Below are 15,385 nucleotides of genomic sequence, written 5' to 3'. Positions count from 1 at the left end.
GGGCCGTCCCGCGGCCTGGCGATTTGAGGGGTGGCGCAACGTGTTGAGTTTAGAATGATTTGGCTGGGATAAAGTGCCCGCCACGACCGCTGCATCGCCAGTCCCCGGCCCTGCGATCACGCGGCACCTTCTGTCGGGGTTCTATGTCCGCTCCAGGCCATAAGCCCTCAACTCACCCCTTCATCAACTCCGGCAAATCCCCCGTCAGCCCCCGCCGCCTCGCGGATGAAGCCCCGGCGCAACCCCGGCATCTGGCTGATCGCCCCCATCCCGAGATCGCGCGCGGCGCGCAGCACCGGATTGTCGTTGGAGAACAGCCGGTTGGTGAGGTCCGTCGCCATCGCCAGTGTCGCGGTGTCGAACCGCCGCCATTGCTGGTAGCGGGCGAGCACGTCTGCGGCGGCGATATCCTCGCCCCTGCGCGCAGCCTCGGTCATCACCTGCGCCAGTGCTGCCACATCCCGCAGCCCCGCATTGAGCCCCTGACCCGCGATCGGATGCATCCCGTGGGCGGCGTCGCCGATCAGGGCGAGACGGTCGGCAACAAAGCTGTTCGCCACCGTCAGGCTGAGCGGATAGGTGTAGCGCCTGCCGCGCAGCTTGATCCCGCCGAGGAAATCACCGAATCGGGGCCGCAGCACCTCCATAAATTCGGCATCCGGCAGCGCGGCGAAGCGCGCGGCGGTGGCGTCGGTCTCAGACCACACGATAGAGCTGACATTCCCCGGCAGCGGCAGAATGGCCAGCGGGCCGGGCGGCATGAAGAATTGATGCGCGATGCCGTGATGCGGCAGGTCATGTTCGATGGCCGCGACAAGCGCAGTCTGGCCATAGCCCCACCCCGTGCGCCTGATGCCTGCCCGCGCGGCAGTGCCCGAACTCCGCCCGTCGGCCCCGACGAGCACCCGCCCGGAGAGCACCTTGCCCGAGGCGAGCGTGACAGAGACGCCGGTCGTGCCCACCTCCTGCGCCGTCAACGTGTCGTTCGACATCTGCTTTATCAGCGGTTCCCCGGCCATCGCCTCGATCAGCGCCCGGCGCAGAAAACGGTCCTCGAGCATGTGGCCCATCGGGCCTTCCTCGATCTCGGCATGATCGAAATGCAGGAAAAACGGCGACGGCCCTTCGCCCGCACGCCCGTCCGAGACCTTGATTTCCAGCATCGGTTGCGCGTTCTCCGCCACCCGCTCCCAGATACCAAGGTTGCGCAACAGCCGCACCGAGGCCAGCGCGAGCGCGTAGGACCGCCCATCAAAACCGGCGTTCTTGCGGGTCGGCTCCGGCAGGGCGTCGATCACCGTGGAGGAGAGGCCCGCCTGTGCTGCGGCGAGCGCCAGCGCGGGGCCGTTCAGCCCCCCTCCGACGATCAGGATATCGCTGTCATGTTCCATGCCCCTCAATATGTCCGTGCGTGCGGGATTGTCCATGCGCCGCTCTGCCGCTAGCACTGTTTTCAGGATAATGAGAGGGGACGGCACGATGCAGGACTGGCTGAGAATGACGGCGGGCGATCTGGGACGCGGCATTGGACGTGGCGAAATCGACCCCGAGGCGCTCTGCGATACCTACCTTGCCGCGATCAATGCCCACCCGCTGCGCGACCGTATCTACAGCGCGGTGACCGAGACCCGCGCCCGCGCCGAGGCTGCAGCAGCAGCGGCGCGGGCCAAGGCCGGGCAGCGGTTGGGGCTGCTCGATGGCGTGCCGGTCAGTTGGAAGGATCTCTTCGACAGCGCGGGCGTGGCGACCGAGGCGGGATCGGCGCTACTCAAAGGCCGCGTGCCCACACGCGATGCCGAAGTGCTGCGAAATGGCACGGCAGCGGGGCTCGTCTGCCTCGGCAAGACCCATATGAGCGAGCTGGCGTTCTCGGGTCTCGGTCTCAACCCGGTGACCGCGACACCGCCCTGCGTGAACAACGCGGATGCGGTGCCCGGCGGGTCGTCCTCGGGCGCCGCGACGAGCGTGGCCTTCGATCTGGCCGCCTGCGGGATCGGGTCGGATACCGGCGGCTCGGTGCGTATTCCGGCTGCCTGGAATGATCTGGTCGGGCTCAAGACCACGGCGGGCCGCGTCTCGCTGCAAGGCGTGGTGCCGCTCTGCCTGCGATTCGACACGGTCGGGCCACTGGCACGCTCGGTCGAGGATTGCGCGCTGATGCTGGCAGCGCTCGAAGGCGAAAAACCGGCGGATTTGCGGGGCGTGTCGTTGCGTGGGTTGCGGTTTGCCGCGCTGCAAACGGTGGTGATGGACGATCTGCGCGAGGCCCCCGAAGCGGGCTATGCCGCAGCCTGCGCCCGGCTGCGTGACGCCGGTGCCGTGATCGAGGAGATCGAGGCCCCCGAAGTGGCCGAGGCGATGCCGCTCTCGCCCGCGCTCTTTTCCGGCGAAGCCTATGGATTGTGGCGCGACGTGATCGAGGCGGACCCCGACAAGATGTTCGCCCCCATCCGCGAACGGTTCCGGGGCGGCAAGGCGATCTCGGCGGCGGATTACGTGGCAGGTTGGCAGACGCTCGAGAGGCTGCGCGCGGCGTGGCAGGCGCGGGTCGCGGGCTATGACGCGGTGCTGATGCCAACCGCCCCCAATCTGCCGCCCGATCATGCGCGGCTGATGCAGGATGACGAGTATTACGTGACCGAGAACCTGCTGACCCTGCGCAACACCCGGGTCGGCAACCTGATGGGTCTGAGCGCCATGACCCTGCCCACAGGCGTTGCGTCCTGCGGGATCATGCTGTGCGGCACGCCGTTTCAGGAGGAGCGTCTGCTGCGGGTGGCGAAAGCGGTCGAAGACGTGCTCGCATCCACGAATTGAGAGACAGGCCCAGGATAATTCTCAAATTCTCTTGGGCTTCGCTCTCTCGCGAAAAAATTTCGGAACCGGCTCGTTCAGCCCGCCTTGAAATCGGCAGCGATGCGCAACTCCCGCATGGGCCGCACCAGCGCGATGCATTCGGCATAGACCGGATGCGCCTTGTAGGCTGCAAGCGCCGCTTCATCGGCAAACTCGCCATAGACCACCAGATCGACCCGCTCTTGCGAGATGGAATCGCTTTGCAGGTTGCGCCCGACCTCGAAATGGCTCGAATGCGGGATTTCGGCGAGCATCATCAGACCCTCGCGGATGCGCTCGATATCAGCCGGGTCGGCGGCGGAGAAAAAAACGATATGGCGGATCATGGTCTAGTCTTTCAAACGAGAGGCTTTTTCAGAGAGGCCGGAGGTGCCCTGACGGCGATCCAGTTCAGCCATCACGTCATCTAGTGCGACACCGCGCGATTGCAGCATGACCAGCAGATGAAAGAGCACATCCGCCGCCTCGGAGGTCAGGCGCGCGCGGTCGCCCTTCACCGCCTCGATGATCGCCTCCACGGCCTCTTCGCCGAATTTCTCGGCGCATTTCTCGGGGCCCTTGGCGAGCAGCTTGGCGGTCCAACTGCTGTCAGGATCGGCGCTCGCGCGGGCGGCGATGGTGCGGGCAAGATCGTCGAGCGTCATGCCGCCACCCGCATCGGAATGCCTGCGGCGGCCATATGCGCCTTGGCCTCGGCAATCGTGTAGGAGCCGAAATGAAAGATCGAGGCGGCGAGGACCGCCGAGGCATGGCCCTCGGTCACCCCCTCCACCAGATGATCGAGCGTGCCGACGCCACCGCTTGCGATCACGGGCACGTCCACCGCATCGGCGATGGCGCGGGTGAGGGGCAGGTTGAACCCCGCCTTGGTGCCGTCGCGATCCATCGAGGTGAGCAGGATCTCGCCCGCGCCTTTCGCGGTCACAAGCCGCGCGAACTCCACCGCGTCGATGCCGGTGGGCTTGCGCCCGCCATGGGTGAAAATCTCCCACTTACCGGAGCTGACGGTCTTGGCGTCGATCGCGACCACGATGCACTGGCTGCCGAACCGGTCGGCGGCGCGGGCCACCACGTCCGGGTCGGCCACCGCCGCCGAGTTGAAGCTGACCTTGTCCGCCCCCGCGAGCAGCAGCGCGCGCACATCTTCTGGCGTGCGCACGCCGCCGCCCACGGTCAGCGGGATAAAGCATTGCTCGGCGGTGCGGCGCACCACGTCGAACATGGTGCCCCGGTTCTCATGCGTGGCGTGAATGTCGAGGAAACACAGCTCATCCGCCCCCGCCGCATCATAGGCGCGCGCGGCATCGACGGGATCGCCCGCGTCGCGCAGATCGACGAAATTGACGCCCTTGACCACGCGGCCATCGGCGACATCGAGACAGGGAATGATACGGGTCTTGAGCATATTGTCGCTGTTACAGGAATTTCACGGCGTTGTTTATGGGCTTTCAGATCAATATGCCAGAGGATGCAGCCATTATCTGTTTATGAATCGAGGGAGTTTACCATGAAGCGTTTTCTTGTCGCAGCAGCGATCACCCTGGCCGGTTTGCCAGCCTTGGCCAGCAATGACGATATCGTCAAGGTCAAGTCTTCCGGCGATGTCGCCACAACCATGGATCGCCTTGAAGCAGCCGTGACCGGGGCCGGTGCCAATGTCTTTGCCCGCGTCGATCATGCGGCTGGGGCCGCCTCGGTGGACATGGACCTTGCTCCGACACAGGTGCTGATCTTCGGCAACCCCAAGATCGGCACGCAGGCGATGCAGGATGACCCGGTGGCGGGGCTGTTCCTGCCGATGAAGGTGCTGGTCTATCAGGATGGCGCGGGTCAGACGTGGCTTGCCTATGAGGACCCCAAGGAGATGTTCGACGATCTCTCGATCTCGGACGATGCGGAATACCTCAAGATGATGAGTGGCGCGCTCGGCAAGCTGACGGGCAAGGCGGCAGGGCAGTAAGGCGTCGCGCCGCGCTCAGGATTTGAGCGCGGCAAGCGCCGCCTTTAGGTCGAGCGCCCCGTCATAAAGCGCCCGGCCCGAAATCGCACCGTTCAGTGACGCGCCACAGTCGCGCAGCGCTATCAGATCGTCCAGCGACGACACCCCGCCCGATGCGATCACCGGGATCGAGACGGCGCGGGCAAGCGCTGCAGTGGCCTCGACATTCGGCCCCTGCATCGCGCCGTCGCGGTTGATGTCTGTATAGATGATCGCCGCCACGCCTGCGTCCTCGAAGGATTTCGCGAGCTCCGTGGCATCCACATCCGTCTCTTCGGCCCAGCCCTTGGTCGCCACCAGACCATTTCGCGCGTCGATCCCCACCGCCACCTGACCGGGAAAGGCGCGCGCGGCCTCGCGCACCAGCGCCGGGTTCTCCACCGCCACGGTCCCCAGAATCACCCGCGCCAGCCCCTTTGAGAGCCACGCTTCGATGGTGGCCATGTCGCGGATCCCGCCGCCCAACTGCGCGGGCACGCGGCACCGCGCCAGAATGGCCTCGACCGGGGCGGCGTTGACCGGCGCGCCGGCAAAGGCCCCGTTGAGATCGACCAGATGCAGCCAGTCGCAGCCCGCCTCGACGAATTCCATCGCCTGCGCCGCCGGGTCATCGTTGAACACGGTGGCCGCCCCCATGTCGCCGCGCAGCAGGCGCACGGCCTTGCCGTCCTTGAGGTCGATGGCGGGATAGAGGATCATGGGGCGGGCTCCGTGCAGGCTGTGACGCGTGCCCTTTGGCATGCGTCCACGCGAAATGCAACGCGACCCGACGTCAGACTTGATTTGACGCCCCCGGTTGGCTCAGGCTCCGCAGCATATCTCAGGGAGGACGAGACATGCGTAAACTGGTGATGATGAGTGCGGCACTGAGCCTGATGGGCGGGATGGCGATGGCCGAGCCGCTTTTGGGCACATGGCAGACCGCCAAGGACGACAACGGAAACTCCGGGTTGATCGAGGTCAAGCCCTGCGGCAATGCGCTCTGCGGTGAACTGGTGAAATCCTTTGACGCCAATGGTCAGGAAATGGCGAGCGAAAATAACGGGCGCAACATCATTTCCGAGACCGTGCCCGTGGGAGACGGCCAATACGAGGGTAAGCTCTATGCCCCGGATCGCGACAAGACCTACAGTTCCAAGCTGGAATTGCAGGGAGACCGGCTCAAGGTCAGCGGCTGCGTGATGTTCATCTGCCGCGAGGGGGGTACCTGGAAAAAGGTGCAATAAGCGGCGCGGTCGCACTGGGCGGTGCTGTTTTGTCGGCCCGCCCTTTGCGTTAACATAGCCCATGACCGACCACAGCCTGCCTGACGCCGCCCCGCCCGCCGCCATCCTCGAAGCCGCGCTCTACGCCGATGATCTGGATGCGGCGGAGCGGTTTTACGGGGACGTGCTCGGGCTCGAACGGATCGTGCGGGTCGGTGCGCGGCACGTCTTCTACCGCGTCGGCGGCGGTGTGCTGCTGATCTTCAACCCATCCGAGACCTGCAAGCCGCCGGGCAACCCGGCCATGCCGGTGCCGCCCCATGGCGCGCAGGGGCCGGGGCATTTCTGCTTTGCGGTCGATGGCACGACGCTTGATGACTGGTGCGCACGGCTGGACGCGGCGGGGGTGGAAATCGAGGCGGATTTCCACTGGCCGAACGGCGCGCGTTCGATCTATTTCCGCGATCCGGCGGGGAACTCGCTGGAGATGGCAGAGCCACGGCTATGGGCGCGGTAGGCTGTAAGGTGGGTGGATGTTGGCCTGAAGTTGTCGTTGCCGTGAGCCGCGCATCGTCGTGCCGCGGTGTGGCGATCGTAGGCTAGTTTGGCGGGGCTTTATCTCAGCCAAGCCCGAAAAACATCCGAGCGCAGAGCTGGTTGCAGCCAAATCGCCGCGCCGGGGGGCGGCACGGCGATGCGCGGCGGCCTTCGGCCGCGTTTCGCGCAGGTGCTTCAACCGAAGGTCCGCTCCAGGCCATTCGCATCAATAACCCTCTCCGATTGGCCCCGTGCAAGATGATCCCCGCACCGCGCCCCTCAGCCGCTCTTCCCCTCCGGTCCGAAGACCGACCATCCGGTGCGCGCCGCCAGCCGTTCCATCGCCTCGGTGCCAAGCTTGGAATTGCCGTAGTGATTGAGCCCCGGCGACCACACCGCCACCGATGCTACCCCCGGCACGATCGACAGGATCCCGCCGACCACGCCGCTCTTGCCCGGCAGACCGACGCGAAAGGCATAGTCGCCCGACCCGTCATAATGCCCGCAGGTCATCATCAGCGCGTTGATCCGCCGGATTCGGGCCTGTGACACAAGGCGCGGTGCCCCCGCGCCGCCCACCAGAAAGAGCCCGGCATCGGCCAGTTGCGCACAACTCATTTCAACCGCGCATTGGTGGAAATAGGTGCCGAGCGTCATCTCGGGCGGGTTGCTCAGGTTGCCATGCGACCGCAGGTAATGCGCCAGCGCCAGATTGCGGTGGCCGGTCGCCGTCTCCGATGCGGCGACCCGGTCGTTGATATGGATGGCTTCATCCCCGCCGCCGCCCGGATGAACCGCAACAGCGCGCCAAGTGCTTCACGCGGGCTGGCCCCTTCGAGGACGGCATCGGTGGTGACGATGGCACCTGCGTTGATGAACGGGTTGCGCGGGCGGCCCTTTTCCAACTCCAGCAGCAGCATCGAATCGAAAGCCTGCCCCGAGGGCTCGCGCCCGACGCGGGACCAGAGCCGGTCACCCAGCCGTCCGAGAGCGAGGGCCAGCATAAAGAGCTTGGACACCGACTGAATCGAGAAAGCCACGCTCGCATCGCCCGCCGTCAGGGTCGGCTGTCCGGGCCGCGCGATGGCGATGGCGAACTGATCCGGGTCAATGCAGGCCAGTTCGGGAATGTAATCTGCAACCTTGCCACGCTCGGGGCTGTCGCGTGCCTCCGCCGCGATCTCGTCGAGGATACCCTGCAACGGATCGCCGCCCATTCAGGGGGTCCAGGTCAGGAAATTGGCGATCAGGCGCAGCCCGGTGGCCTGGCTCTTTTCAGGATGGAACTGCGTGCCGACGATGGTGTCGCGCCCGACAACGGCGGTGACCGGCGCGCCATATTCGGCATGCGCCAGCAGATGCGCCGGATCATCCACCCGGAAATGATAGGAATGCACGAAATAGGCATGATCGCCGGTCTCGATCCCGTCGAAAATGGCATGCGGTCGGTCGATCACCAGATCGTTCCAGCCCATATGCGGCACCTTCAGCGCGGGATCAGACGGCGCGATATGCTCGACCGTGCCGCCGATCCAGTCAAAACCGGGCGTCTCCTCGTATTCCATCCCGCGCGTCGCCAGCATCTGCATCCCGATGCAGATGCCCATGAACGGACGCCCGCCCCCGATCACCGCCTCCTCGATCGCCTCATAGACACCGCGATGATCGTAGAGTTCGGTGCGGCAGGCCGGAAACGCCCCGTCGCCCGGCAGCACGATGCGGTCTGCGCGCCGGATCACCTCCGGATCGGAGGTCACGCTCACCTCACCGGAACCGGTCTCGCGCGCCATGCGCTGAAACGCCTTTTCCGCCGAGTGCAGGTTGCCGCTCTCGTAATCGACGATGACGGTGGTCATGGGTTACAAGCTGCCCTTGGTCGACGGGATCGCATCCGACTTGCGCGGATCGCTTTCCAGCGCCTCGCGCAAGCTGCGCGCCACCGCCTTGAATGCCGCCTCGGCCATGTGGTGGCTGTTGATGCCGTGCAGCGCATCGACATGCAGCGTGATGCCGCCATGGGTGCTGAACGCCTGAAAGAACTCGCGCACAAGTTCCGTGTCGAAGGTGCCGATCTTGGCCGTGGGCAGGTCCATGTTCCACACCAGATAGGGCCGCCCCGACAGATCGAGGGCTGCGCGCACCAGCGCATCATCCATCGGCAGCAGGCACGCGCCATAGCGGCGGATGCCGCGCTTGTCGCCAATGGCGTGGCTCAGCGCCTGCCCGAGTGCGATGCCCACATCCTCGACCGTGTGGTGATCGTCGATATGCAGATCGCCCGTGCAGCGCACCGTCATGTCGATCAGCGAATGCCGCGCCAGTTGATCCAGCATGTGATCGAAAAAGCCGACACCGGTCTGATTGTCATAGATGCCGGAGCCGTCGATGGCGATTTCGACGGTGATCTCGGTCTCTGCGGTCTTTCGCGTGATCGTGGCGTTGCGCATGGGGCCTCCGCTGATGCTTGGGCGCTCTATACTGCGGCTTGGCCCACAGGCCAAGAGGGAAGGCCGCGACCGCCCCGGCGGATCGCCCCATATCTGTCTGGTGTGAGAGAGAAAATGGAGCGGGCGAAGAGATTCGAACTCTCGACCCTTACCTTGGCAAGGTAATGCTCTACCCCTGAGCTACGCCCGCGTCCTTGGGTGAGCCGTGATCTATAAACTCTGGCGCGCGGCTGCAAGAGGAAAATTGCGGGCGGCGGGGAAAATTTTGAGGCGCGGGGTGAAGGCGGTGCTGACGCAAACGTGTCTTTGGTTCTGCGCATCGTTGATTAGGCTGTCGCCCTGTCGGGTGGACCCAAGGTCCGCCATTGGTAACCGGAGGAGAACCACCATGCCCGCCTATCTCATTGCGCAGGTCAAGATCACCGATGACGCCTGGGTGCCCGATTACGCGGCCCGCACCCATGATATCGCCGCAAAACATGGTGGGCGCTACCTGTCGCGCAGCGCCAATATCGACACGCTCGAGGGTGCGGCACCGGATACCACCCTGATCGCGCTGATCGCGTTTCCCTCGGCGGATGCGGCGCGTGCCTTTGCCGAGGATGCCGAGTATGCCCCGCTCGCACAGGCCCGGCAGGCCGGCAGCGAGGGGCATTTCTGGGTGATCGACGATACCGATGTTGCAGGCTCGATCCCGTATCTGCCGAAAGGGTAGGGGCGGGGTTGGCCTGAAGCGGTCTTTGACGGTTTTAGAGATAAGCCGCGCGGTGCCCGACCGCCGGGCGGGCGCAGCAACCTCGGTGGACCGCACTTTATGCCAGCCAAACACTCCCGCGTTTTCAATAGCTTGAAACGTTGCAAAAGCGCCCGCCCGAGGGGGCGGTCGGGCGCTGCGCGGCGGTGCCTGCGGCACCTCGATTCCGCGCATTGGCCCTAGATGTCAACGGCAGCAACAGGCCAATTTCACCCACAACCGGCGGGGACTTTCCCCCGGCACCCTGGGGAGAGGAGGGCACCGGGAGAGGACGGGCAGCCTCGTCTCAGAGGTTGCCGCGTGACATCTCCCCCGCGATGTGGTCGGCCTGCCGGATGGCCAGCGCCACGATCGTCAGCGTCGGGTTTTCCGCCGCCCCGGTGGTGAATTGCGACCCGTCAGAGACGAAGAGGTTTGGAATGTCATGGGTCCGGCCCCATTTGTTCACCACCCCGTCGCGCGGGTTCTCGGACATCCGGTTGGTCCCGAGGTTATGCGTCGACGGGTAGGGCGGTGTCGGCAGCGTGCGCGTGGCCCCCACCGCATCGTAGATCGCGGCCCCCTGCGTGTAGGCGTGGTTGCGCATCGCGATATCGTTGGGGTGGTCGTCGAAATGCACATTCGCCACCGGCAGCCCGTACTGGTCCTTGACCTCGTGGTTGAGGGTGACGCGGTTGGTCTCCTGCGGCATGTCCTCGCCCACGATCCACATGCCCGCCATGTTCTCGTAAGCGTCCAGAGCCGTGGTGAATTCGCGCCCCCACCCGCCGGGATCGAGAAACGCCGCCATGAAGGGCAGGCCAAGCGCCAGCGTTTCCAACTCATAGCCGCCCACGAACCCGCGCGAGGGATCGTGCCGCGCCTCGTCCTGAATGATGCCCGCCATCGTGGTGCCGCGCCACATCTTCACCGGCTTGTCGAAGATGCCGTAGACCGATCCGGTCATGTGGCGCATGTAGTTGCGCCCGACCTGTCCCGAGGAATTGGCAAGGCCATCGGGGAACATTGAAGACGCGGAATTGAGCAGTATACGGGGCGACTCAAAGCTGTTGCCTGCCACGCAGACCGCACGCGCCTTTTGCATCTGAAGATTGCCATCGGCGTCGAAATACTCGACCCCCGTCACCTTGCCGCTGTCATCGTGCAGGATGCGCGCCACATGCGCCTTTTCGCGCACTTCCAGATTGCCCGTCGCCTCGCCGCGCGGAATATCGGTGTAGGCCGCCGACCATTTCGCGCCCCATTTGCAGCCCTGAAAGCAGAACCCGGTCTGCTGGCAGGCCATGCGCCCGTCATATTCCTCGGAGTTGATCGCCATGCGGCCGGTATGGACTTCCTTGTAGCCCAGCTTTTTCGCCCCGGCCTCGAACACCTTGTAATTGTTACAGCCGGGCAGGCCAGGCATGTCGTTGGTGCGGGTCACGCCCAGCTTCTTCTCGGCCTTGTCGTACCACGGGGCCATTTCCGCGCCGTCGATGGGCCAGTCCAGAAGGTTCGCGCCCTGCACCGGTCCATAGTTGGTCGCGGCCTTCCATTCATGGTCCTGAAAGCGCAGCGAGGCGCCCGCCCAATGGGTCGTGGTGCCGCCCACGGCCTTGACGATCCACGCAGGCAGCCCGGAAAAATCGCGCGCCACGCGCCAGTCGCCGGATGTGGTGCGCGGGTCGAGCCAGGCCAGTTGGCCAAAGCTTTCCCATTCGTCGTTGACGTAATCCTCGGGCAGGTAGCGTCCGCCCGCTTCCAGCGCCACCACGGACACGCCGCGTTGCGCCAACTCGTTCGACAGCACGCCGCCGCCCGCGCCGGTGCCGATGACGACGATCACAGAGTCGTCGGTCAGATCAAAAGGTGCAGCCATAGTTGGGTTCCTCCTCAGTTGGCTATGGCTCAGAGCCAGGTGATGTCGTCGAAGCCGCGATTGATGTAGCCGCCCTTGGAATAGGACTCGCCCTCATAGCCAAACAGCGGCCAGACCGCCTTTTGGTTATAAAGGCCGGTCACCAGCCCGCCACGCACCTGCTGGAAGAACGCGCTGTCCTCGATGCCGCGCAGGATATCGACGCGGTCGCGTTCCCAGCCGATGCTCAGGTAATCGGCATGGCCCTTGCCCTGCGCCGCCGCGTTCAGCCCGGCAATCCCGGCCTCGACGTCCTCGGCGGCTTCGGGGACGTCATAGCCCTTGACGGCGATGGCGTAATACTCATCCGCCAGATGGTCATGCGGATAGATGTCGCGCGCCATCTGAATGAGCGTCGCCATGGTCTCGGGCTTGAGCGCCGTGGTCTCCAGCGCCCAGGCCGCATCGCTGCCAGCCACGAAACTGCTGCCGACGACAAAGCTTGCGCCCGCCGCCATGGACCGCGCGAGCAAGTCGCGCCGTGAGAGACCCTGTCGGGCTTTGGTATCGGTCATTGGTTCTCCTCCCATGAAATGAAACGGGCGCGGCCCTCCCCGGCCGCGCCCGTGTTGTCATTTGAAGCGCCCGCCACGCTGCAGGACCTCGATTTCATAGCCGTCCGGATCGGCCACGAAAAAGAACTTGCCCACCAGTTTGCCGTCAGGTGCGAATTCGACGATCTTGCGGGGGGCAAGGCCCTCCGCCTCGAACCGCGCATGCTCGGCCTCCAGATCTTCGACCAGAACGGCCAGATGGCCATAGCCGTCGCCCAGATCATAGGGCTCGGTGCGGCCCTTGTTGACGGTCAGTTCCACCTCGAAGGGGCTTTCGGAATTCGACATGTAGACGAGGGTGAATTTTTCGAAATCCAGCCGGTCGGCGACGTCGAGGCCGAATGCGCGATTGTAGAAATCAACCGACCGCGCCTCGTCGAGAACGCGAATCATGCTGTGAATGGCTTTGGCCATCATGCCCTCCGGATCATTGCAGTTGGTCTGGAAAGTTTACCAAAGGGCAGGGTGTGCGGGTAGTAAGGGGATACTACAGAGGGTTGGGGGGCTTTTGGCCTGAAGCGGGCGTTGACGTTTCCCGCGCGAAACGCACCGAAGGTGCCGCGCGATCGCCGGGCCGTCCCGCGGCCTGGCGATTTGAGGGGTGGCGCACCGTGTTGAGTTTAGAATGACTTGGCTGGCATAAAGCGCCCGCCACGAGCGTTGCATCGCCAGTCCCCGGCCCTGCGATCACGCAGCACCTTCTGGCGGAGTGCAAGGTCCGCTCAACGCCATTTCTGCCCTCCCCTCAGTTCCGCATCGGTATTCCTTCCTCCCAGCGAAACCCGATGCCGCCGCCCTGCCACACACCGCTGCCGAACGGGTTGCCGCCGTCGATCTCGACATGTTGCGGCAGGCCGAAACCGGGGGCGAGCGGGTGGGTGCCCCTTGTGGTGCTGCGATGCATGATGCGCAGGCCCTGCTGATCGGCGGGCATATGCGCCTCGGGGGCGGCGCGATGCGCGACGGCGAGGTTGTCGATGAACACGCAATCGTTCTGTCGGTACTCGAACGGCGTGGCATAGCCGTTCTCCAGCCCGGCATTGAGGATATCGTTATAGGTATGGCAGACCTCCGTCATCTCGTCCGCATCGAGCAGGCGAAAGCCCTCAGCCTCGGGCAGCGCCTCGATGATCGCACCGGTCATGCCGAGATGCAGCCAGATGCAGCGGCGCCCCGTCAGCGGATGGGTATGCACCATCGGATGCACGACGCCCGAGGCGGAATTGACCGACGACAGCCGCGACCAGCGCTCTCGTGTCTCCTCGGGCAAGGCGTCATGCGCGATGCCCTGATGCGCGAAATGCGTGCCGCCGCCGCGCTCGGGCGGGCGGATGATGTGATAGCCGGAATGCGAAAAGGTGGCGGGGATGAAGCTGCCATCATTGTGCCATTGCGGCCCGACGTCGGGGATGCCGTGGCGGCGATCATTGGACAGGCGAAAGATATGCGGGTTGCCATCCGGCGTGGCGGGGTGGACACCGTGCGTGCTGTGCAACTCGCGCCCGCCCCACCAGCAGCTTGCGCGCAGAAACGCCTCATGCCCGATCTCGGCCGCGTTGCGAAACACCAGAAAGCCGCGCTGCGCCATCTCCAGTTCCAGCGCATCCAGCACCTCGCGCGGCGGGGCTGTCTCGGCGGCAAGATCAATGCCGCTGACCTCCGCGCCGATCGGCTCCAGCGCGGCGATATGGCCGCCGAACGCTTCGATTGTGGCGGCGCGGGACGGATCGAGCGGGGGGAGTTTCGCGTGATTGATGGGCAATGGGCACCTCCTTTGTCTGTCCAAGACATAGGGGACGGCGCACCATCTTAAAGGGATCGGTCAGGTCAGCGGCGGGCGATGCCCGCCACGGCGCGTCTCACTCCGCCGCCATCTGCCGCGTTTCCGCCTCCAGCGGATTCTCGCGGTGGACAAGGCAGGTGCAGCGTAAGAGCGAGGTGAAATTGGCCGGCTCGCCATGCAATTCCAGCACTTCCGCATGCAGCTTCGAGACGAAGCCGGGCGTGCTCAGCCCTTCGCTCGCGGCGATTTCATCCAGAATGATCCAGAACGATTTTTCCAGCCGGATGCTCGTGCTCTGGCCATTCAGGCGCATGCGGCGGGTTTCCAACGTATAGCGGTCCGGGTCCTGCCCGGCGAATATTCGGCACATGGTTTCCATCCTCCCTCGTCCGGCAGGCGGGCAGGCCCGCGCCGAACCTCAGTTTGAGTTAGGATCATGGCCGATTTTTTCCACTTGGGAAAGCCCGCAGCACGCCGCACGGCAACGGCGCTGTCTCCGGCGTCAGGTCAGGGCATGGCCGATATTGGCCAGCGCGGCGAGGATCAGCATCGCGAAGGTCAGCACCATTCCGCCACGGCGAAAGAGGATGATCTGCGGTGTGCGTCCCAGACCGACCGCATGCAGCACGCGCCCGGCCAGCAGCATCAGCCCCAACAGGTGCACCACCCAGAGCGGCGCGCCCTGAAGCTCTGTCATCGCCAGCAGGATCAGCCCCATCGGCGCATATTCGGCACAGTTGCCATGCACGCGGATGCGCTTGATCAGGAGCGTCTCACCGCCATCGCCAAGCGGCACATGCGTGGTGAATCGTGCGGCGATGACGCCGATGCTGAGGATGACGAACAACAGGCCGAGAAGACCCGCATAGAGCGGCGTGACGGTGAGTGACATCTGCGGTCCCCTTCTCAGCTATAAATCTGCGCCTCAACCGGTGGCAGGGTGAAATCCTCGCTATGCACGATCACGCCCTCATCGGTCAGCAGCAACAGGCCATAGGCACCGGGCTCGTCGATCGACAGGCTTGGGTCGCGGTAGCCGAGCGCCATCGGCATCTGGTGGCAGGGGCTCTTGAGGATCGCCACCGGGATACCGCCCGCCGCGCCCTGGATCGTGCGGTGGATATGGCCCGAGACGATCTGCGCCACGTTGCCTGCCCTGCCAAGTCGCGCGGTCAGGTCGGCGCGGTTCTTGAGCCCGATCCAGTCCATCCCCTTGAACCCCGTCTCGATCGGCGGATGGTGGGTAAAGACGATCACCCGCCTGTCACCCGCCTCGGCCAGCCGCTCATCCAGCCAGTCGAGACGCGTCGGGCAGAGCCAGCCGGAATGCGTGTCCTCGGCCTCTTCGTTCAG

At 64.9% G+C, this 15,385-nt stretch carries 18 protein-coding genes, 1 tRNA gene and 2 pseudogenes; 5 read left to right on the top strand and 16 right to left on the bottom strand.

Annotation, left to right across the window (positions count from 1 at the left end; all coding sequences use genetic code 11):
* Positions 1-172: 172 nt before the first annotated feature.
* A pseudogene (locus tag RID11_RS19185) lies at positions 173-1,427 on the bottom strand (FAD-dependent monooxygenase).
* Between the two features lie 52 nt (positions 1,428-1,479).
* On the opposite strand from RID11_RS19185, the gene RID11_RS19180 reads away from it, so the two are divergent.
* A complete protein-coding gene (locus RID11_RS19180) occupies positions 1,480-2,817 on the top strand; it encodes an amidase (RefSeq protein ID WP_350141888.1) in 1,338 nt (445 codons plus the stop codon).
* A 74-nt stretch (positions 2,818-2,891) separates the two neighbouring features.
* Here the strand turns inward: RID11_RS19180 and RID11_RS19175 are convergent, their stop codons facing one another.
* Genes RID11_RS19175 through hisF form a run of 3 tightly spaced genes read right to left on the bottom strand, consistent with a single transcriptional unit; the run spans position 2,892 to position 4,261 of the window.
* Complete coding sequence (locus RID11_RS19175) at positions 2,892-3,182, bottom strand: Dabb family protein (protein ID WP_350141887.1); 291 nt, start codon at positions 3,180-3,182, stop codon at positions 2,892-2,894.
* Between the two features lie 3 nt (positions 3,183-3,185).
* Positions 3,186-3,500, bottom strand: coding sequence for a phosphoribosyl-ATP diphosphatase (locus RID11_RS19170; protein WP_350141886.1), 315 nt, complete (start codon positions 3,498-3,500; stop codon positions 3,186-3,188).
* Positions 3,497-4,261 carry an imidazole glycerol phosphate synthase subunit HisF gene (hisF, locus tag RID11_RS19165; protein ID WP_350141885.1) on the bottom strand — a complete coding sequence of 255 codons (765 nt, stop codon included), beginning with the start codon at positions 4,259-4,261 and terminating at the stop codon, positions 3,497-3,499. The genes RID11_RS19170 and hisF overlap by 4 nt, the downstream gene beginning before the upstream one ends.
* Before the next feature lie 102 nt (positions 4,262-4,363).
* On the opposite strand from hisF, the gene RID11_RS19160 reads away from it, so the two are divergent.
* A complete protein-coding gene (locus RID11_RS19160; protein ID WP_350141884.1) occupies positions 4,364-4,816 on the top strand; it encodes a DUF302 domain-containing protein in 453 nt (150 codons plus the stop codon).
* Between the two features lie 15 nt (positions 4,817-4,831).
* On the opposite strand, the gene hisA is transcribed toward RID11_RS19160, so the two are convergent.
* Positions 4,832-5,554 (bottom strand): 1-(5-phosphoribosyl)-5-[(5-phosphoribosylamino)methylideneamino]imidazole-4-carboxamide isomerase, encoded by a 723-nt coding sequence (hisA, locus tag RID11_RS19155; protein WP_350141882.1) that lies wholly within the window; start codon positions 5,552-5,554, stop codon positions 4,832-4,834.
* A gap of 137 nt (positions 5,555-5,691) precedes the next feature.
* On the opposite strand from hisA, the gene RID11_RS19150 reads away from it, so the two are divergent.
* Both RID11_RS19150 and RID11_RS19145 read left to right on the top strand, forming a co-directional pair.
* Positions 5,692-6,081: a DUF2147 domain-containing protein gene (locus tag RID11_RS19150; RefSeq protein WP_350141881.1), complete on the top strand. Its 390-nt coding sequence runs from the start codon at positions 5,692-5,694 to the stop codon at positions 6,079-6,081.
* A gap of 61 nt (positions 6,082-6,142) precedes the next feature.
* Entirely contained in the window at positions 6,143-6,577 is a 435-nt protein-coding gene (locus RID11_RS19145; RefSeq protein WP_350141880.1) for a VOC family protein, read from the top strand.
* A 299-nt stretch (positions 6,578-6,876) separates the two neighbouring features.
* On the opposite strand, the pseudogene RID11_RS19140 reads toward RID11_RS19145, so the two are convergent.
* The 4 genes and pseudogenes from RID11_RS19140 to RID11_RS19125 all read right to left on the bottom strand — a co-directional run bounded on the left by RID11_RS19140 (position 6,877) and on the right by RID11_RS19125 (position 9,234).
* Positions 6,877-7,814 (bottom strand): annotated as a pseudogene (locus RID11_RS19140) (glutaminase).
* On the bottom strand, positions 7,815-8,453 hold the full coding sequence (gene hisH / locus RID11_RS19135) for an imidazole glycerol phosphate synthase subunit HisH (protein WP_350141879.1): 639 nt from the start codon (positions 8,451-8,453) through the stop codon (positions 7,815-7,817).
* Between the two features lie 3 nt (positions 8,454-8,456).
* Positions 8,457-9,044 carry an imidazoleglycerol-phosphate dehydratase HisB gene (hisB, locus tag RID11_RS19130; RefSeq protein WP_350141878.1) on the bottom strand — a complete coding sequence of 196 codons (588 nt, stop codon included), beginning with the start codon at positions 9,042-9,044 and terminating at the stop codon, positions 8,457-8,459.
* A gap of 115 nt (positions 9,045-9,159) precedes the next feature.
* Positions 9,160-9,234 (bottom strand) — tRNA-Gly (locus tag RID11_RS19125).
* A gap of 198 nt (positions 9,235-9,432) precedes the next feature.
* On the opposite strand from RID11_RS19125, the gene RID11_RS19120 reads away from it, so the two are divergent.
* The gene (locus tag RID11_RS19120; RefSeq protein ID WP_350141877.1) at positions 9,433-9,759 is read left to right on the top strand and encodes a DUF1330 domain-containing protein; all 327 of its coding nucleotides are present in this window, start codon (positions 9,433-9,435) and stop codon (positions 9,757-9,759) included.
* Between the two features lie 325 nt (positions 9,760-10,084).
* Here the strand turns inward: RID11_RS19120 and RID11_RS19115 are convergent, their stop codons facing one another.
* The 7 genes from RID11_RS19115 to RID11_RS19085 all read right to left on the bottom strand — a co-directional run.
* The gene (locus RID11_RS19115) at positions 10,085-11,656 is read right to left on the bottom strand and encodes a GMC family oxidoreductase (RefSeq protein ID WP_350141876.1); all 1,572 of its coding nucleotides are present in this window, start codon (positions 11,654-11,656) and stop codon (positions 10,085-10,087) included.
* Positions 11,657-11,685: 29 nt separating this feature from the next.
* Positions 11,686-12,210 carry a Twin-arginine translocation pathway signal gene (locus RID11_RS19110; RefSeq protein ID WP_350141874.1) on the bottom strand — a complete coding sequence of 175 codons (525 nt, stop codon included), beginning with the start codon at positions 12,208-12,210 and terminating at the stop codon, positions 11,686-11,688.
* 57 nt (positions 12,211-12,267) lie between these two features.
* On the bottom strand, positions 12,268-12,663 hold the full coding sequence (locus RID11_RS19105; RefSeq protein ID WP_350141872.1) for a VOC family protein: 396 nt from the start codon (positions 12,661-12,663) through the stop codon (positions 12,268-12,270).
* A 331-nt stretch (positions 12,664-12,994) separates the two neighbouring features.
* Positions 12,995-14,011, bottom strand: coding sequence for a TauD/TfdA dioxygenase family protein (locus RID11_RS19100; protein WP_350141870.1), 1,017 nt, complete (start codon positions 14,009-14,011; stop codon positions 12,995-12,997).
* A 97-nt stretch (positions 14,012-14,108) separates the two neighbouring features.
* On the bottom strand, positions 14,109-14,402 hold the full coding sequence (locus RID11_RS19095; protein WP_350141869.1) for a ribbon-helix-helix domain-containing protein: 294 nt from the start codon (positions 14,400-14,402) through the stop codon (positions 14,109-14,111).
* A 132-nt stretch (positions 14,403-14,534) separates the two neighbouring features.
* Positions 14,535-14,924 (bottom strand): MAPEG family protein, encoded by a 390-nt coding sequence (locus tag RID11_RS19090; protein WP_350141868.1) that lies wholly within the window; start codon positions 14,922-14,924, stop codon positions 14,535-14,537.
* A gap of 14 nt (positions 14,925-14,938) precedes the next feature.
* Positions 14,939-15,385, bottom strand: a 447-nt coding sequence (locus RID11_RS19085) for a metallophosphoesterase (protein ID WP_350141867.1), incomplete at its 5' end; no start/stop codon positions are given.

It is taken from the genome of Roseovarius sp. (genome assembly GCF_040219995.1).
GTDB lineage: Bacteria > Pseudomonadota > Alphaproteobacteria > Rhodobacterales > Rhodobacteraceae > Roseovarius.
The sequence above is the reverse complement of the archived record's forward strand: the minus strand, read 5'-3'. Positions and strand labels throughout refer to the sequence as shown.